This is a genomic window from Paracoccus sp. PAMC 22219 (genome assembly GCF_000787695.1).
Lineage (GTDB): Bacteria > Pseudomonadota > Alphaproteobacteria > Rhodobacterales > Rhodobacteraceae > Paracoccus.
This window is the reverse complement of record NZ_BBPH01000237.1, coordinates 1-3,656: the sequence shown is the minus strand read 5'-3', so window position 1 is coordinate 3,656 and position 3,656 is coordinate 1. Positions and strand designations below refer to the sequence as shown.

The 3,656-nt window shown below is 71.4% G+C and carries 3 protein-coding genes and 2 pseudogenes; all 5 read left to right on the top strand.

The genetic code is table 11. The features are described from left to right. Positions 1-164: 164 nt before the first annotated feature. Positions 165-1,157, top strand: a complete 993-nt coding sequence (locus TY51_RS19435; protein WP_042252929.1) for an iron-siderophore ABC transporter substrate-binding protein — start codon at positions 165-167, stop codon at positions 1,155-1,157. Then, a complete protein-coding gene (locus tag TY51_RS24680) occupies positions 1,154-1,744 on the top strand; it encodes an iron chelate uptake ABC transporter family permease subunit (protein ID WP_373960737.1) in 591 nt (196 codons plus the stop codon). The genes TY51_RS19435 and TY51_RS24680 overlap by 4 nt, the downstream gene beginning before the upstream one ends. After that, on the top strand, positions 1,656-2,171 hold the full coding sequence (locus TY51_RS24675; protein ID WP_373960738.1) for a FecCD family ABC transporter permease: 516 nt from the start codon (positions 1,656-1,658) through the stop codon (positions 2,169-2,171). The genes TY51_RS24680 and TY51_RS24675 overlap by 89 nt, the downstream gene beginning before the upstream one ends. Then, positions 2,168-3,193, top strand: a pseudogene (locus TY51_RS19425) (FecCD family ABC transporter permease). Before TY51_RS24675 ends, TY51_RS19425 begins: the two are co-directional and overlap by 4 nt. Next, positions 3,190-3,656, top strand: a pseudogene (locus TY51_RS19420) (ABC transporter ATP-binding protein); the annotation flags it as partial. The pseudogenes TY51_RS19425 and TY51_RS19420, both read left to right, overlap by 4 nt.

The window sequence follows — 3,656 nt, the reverse complement described above, 5'->3', positions numbered from 1 at the left end:
GGGCGGGGCGGTTCGTCGATCCGGGCGGGCCGGATGCCTCGGCCCAGATGCTGCGGTTCTTTCTGCGCCACCGCACGTCGCGCAAGTCGCGGGCCGCGCCGCCCGCTTGACAACACGGGCCTGCCATGGAATGCCGACAAAAACCATAAGGAAATGGCAAGCCGATGATTCAGGCCGTATTCCCCGGATGCTTTCGTGCCCTGCTGATCGTGCTGCTGCCCTTTGGCGCGACCTGTGCGGTGGCGCAGGAATTCCCTATCACCATCGACCACGCCTTCGGCCAGACTGTGATCGAACAACGCCCTGAACGCGTGGCCACCGTGGCCTGGGCCAACCATGAGGTGCCGTTGGCCCTGGGCGTCGTGCCCGTGGGTTTCGCCGCCGCGGGCTTTGGCGACGAGGATGGTGACGGCCTGCTGCCCTGGGTCGCCGCGCGCCTTGACGACCTGGGCGCGGACACGCCCCCCCTGTTCGACGAGGGCGACGGCATCGACTTCGAGGCGGTCGCGGCCACGCAACCTGACGTGATCCTGGCGGCCTATTCGGGGCTCAGCCGGTCCGATTACGACACGCTCAGCATGATCGCGCCGGTGGTGGCCTATCCGGGGTCGCCCTGGTCGACCGACTGGCGCCAGATGATCCGCCTGAACGCCCAAGGCTTGGGCATGGCCGCGCAGGCAGAGGCGCTGATCACCGATCTGGAGGCGCGGATCGCGGAAACGGCCGCCGCGCATCCCGAACTGTCGGGCAAGACGGCCATGTTCATCACCCATCTGGACAGCACCGACCTGTCCGTCATCCGCTTCTATTCCGCCAATGACACGCGGGTGCAGTTCTTTCGCGACCTGGGCCTGGCCATGCCGCAAAGCGTGACCGACGCCACCCTGCCCGGTCAGTTTTCCGGAGAGGTCAGCGCCGAGCTGATCGACCGTTTCGACGACGTGGACATCTTCGTGTCCTATGGCTCGCCCGAACTGCGCGACCGGCTGATGGCCGATCCGCTGGTCGCGCGGATGCCCGCGGTGGCGAACGGCGCGCTGGTGATGCTGGACAATGACGCGGTGGGCACCGGGGCGAACCCCACGCCGCTGTCGATCCCTTGGGTGCTGGACGATTACGCAGACCGCCTGGCCAAGGCCGCACGCACCACAGAATGACCGCCCCTGCCGCCCCCCTGACCCGCGCGACCGGGCGTGCCGGTATGCTGCTGCTGCTGGCCTGCGCGGTCGTGGCGCTGTGCGCGCTGTCGCTGGCCATCGGCACGCGCAGCGTGGGCTGGGCCGATCTGATGGCCGGGCTGGCCGGCGCGACCGACAGCATCGGACAGGCGGCGGTCGCGGTGCGCATTCCGCGCACGCTGATGGCGGCTGTGGCCGGCGCGGCCTTGGGCCTGTCGGGCGCGATCATGCAGGGCGTCACGCGCAACCCCCTGGCCGATCCCGGCATCCTGGGCATCAACAACGGCGCGGCGCTGGCGGTGGTCATCGGCATCGCCTGGTTCGGCATCGCGGCCGCGTCGACCTTTGTCTGGGTGGCGATCCTGGGGGCGGGGCTGACGGCGGTTTCGTCTATGGCGTGGGCTCGATCGGGCGGGGGGCGCGACACCGCTGAAGCTGGCGCTGGCGGGGGCGGCCACGTCGGTCGCGTTCTCGTCGCTGACGCTGGCGGTGGTGCTGCCGCGCGCGGACATCGCGGGGGGCGTGCGGTCGTGGCAGGTGGGCGGCGTCGGCGGCGCGACCTTTGACCGGATCGGGCTGGTGGCGCCGGTCATGGCCGCGGGGTTCGTGCTGGCCATGCTGTCGGCACGCAAGCTGAACCTGCTGACCCTGGGCGACGACGTCGCCGCGGGGCTTGGCGAAAAGGTCGCGCTGGCGCGGGTCACGGCGGCGCTAGGGGCGATCCTGTTGTGCGGGGCGGCCACGGCGGTCTGCGGGCCCATCGGTTTCGTGGGCCTGGTCGTGCCGCATGTCTGCCGGCTGCTGCTGGGCGTCGATCACCGCTGGCTGTTGCCGGCATCGGCGCTTGGGGGCGCAGGTCTGCTGGTCCTGTCCGACATCGCGGGCCGCCTGGTCGCCCGGCCAAGCGAGCTTGACGTGGGCATCGTCACCGCCCTTGTGGGCGCGCCTGTGTTCATCTGGATCGTGCGCCGCCAGCGGGTCCGCGACCTGTGAGCGGCGCGTTGACCATCCTGACCGCCGGTCGCAGGCGGCGCGCGGGTCGCTGGCGCGCGGTGGCGCTGACGCTGCTGGCCGTGGTCGTCGCGGGCTTTGCGCTGACGCTGATGTTGGGGCAAAGCCTGACCCCGCCGGGCCAGGTGCTGCGCATTCTGGTGGGGCAGGGCGGGCCCGACGCTTGCAGTGGGCCAACTGCGCCTGCCGCGCGCGGTCATGGCCGTGCTGGCGGGGGCGTGTTTCGGTCTGGGCGGCGTCGCGTTCCAGGTGATGCTGCGCAACCCGCTGGCCAGCCCGGATATCATCGGTGTCAGCGCCGGGGCCAGCGCGGCGGCGGTGTTCGGCATCGTGTTCCTGTCGCTGGACGGTCCTGCCCTGTCTGCGGTGGCGATCGCTGCCGGGCTGGGGGTCGCACTGCTGATCTATGGGCTGTCCTTTCGGGGCGGGGTCGCGGGATCGCGGCTGATCCTGGTGGGCATCGGCGTGTCGGCGATGATCAACAGCTTCATCGCCTATGCGCTGGCCCGCGCCCCGGCCTGGGACCTGCAGGAGGCGATGCGCTGGCTGTCGGGCAGCGTGAACGGCGCGCGGCTTGACCAGGCCTGGCCGCTGCTGGGCGCATTGGCGCTGTTCGGCGGCCTGCTGATCAGCCGCAGCCGCGACCTCGAGGCGCTGCGCATGGGCGACGACATGGCCGCCGCCCTGGGCGTGCGCGTGGGGGCCACCCGGCTGGCGGTGATCCTGGGCGCGGTCGGCATGATCGCGGTCGCCACCGCCACGACCGGGCCCATCGCCTTCGTGGCGTTCCTGTCCGGACCCATTGCCGCGCGGATCGTGGGGCCGAACGGATCGCTGCTGATCCCCGCGGCCCTCGTGGGCGCGGTGCTGGTGCTGGCGGGCGATTTCGCGGGACAGTTCCTGTTGCCGGGCCGCTATCCCGTGGGCGTCGTCACCGGCGCCTGGGCGCCCCCTTCCTGATCTCTCTGATCATCCGCGCGAACCGCACCGGAGGCACGCTGTGACCGTCGACCATCATCTGCAGGTCCGCGACCTGTCGGCAGGCTATGGCGACCGCGCCATCCTGCAGGGGCTGGACCTGGACCTGATGCCGGGGCGCATCACCGCCATCGTGGGCGCCAATGCCTGCGGGAAATCGACGTTGCTGCGGGTGATGTCGCGCCTGCTGCGGCCGGGGCGCGGGCAGGTCACGCTGGACGGCACCGCGATCCACCGCATGCCCACGCGCGCCCTGGCCCGGACCTTGGGCCTGCTGCCGCAATCGCCCATCGCGCCAGAAGGTATCACCGTGGCCCGACCTGGTCAGCCGGGGCCGCCATCCGGCATCACGGGCTGATATCGCGGTGGGGGCCGCGCGACGATCAGGCCGTCGGCCGACGCGCTGCAGGCCACGCGCACGACCGATCTGGCCGACCGCGCCGTGGACGAGTTCGTCGGGCGGTCAGCGCCAGCGCGGTCTGGATCGCC

Coding starts and splice junctions, on each gene's coding strand:
- TY51_RS24680 (WP_373960737.1), top strand. CDS start 1,154: ATGACCGCCCCTGCCGCCCCCCTGACCCGCGCGACCGGGCGTGCCGGT.
- TY51_RS19435 (WP_042252929.1), top strand. CDS start 165: ATGATTCAGGCCGTATTCCCCGGATGCTTTCGTGCCCTGCTGATCGTG.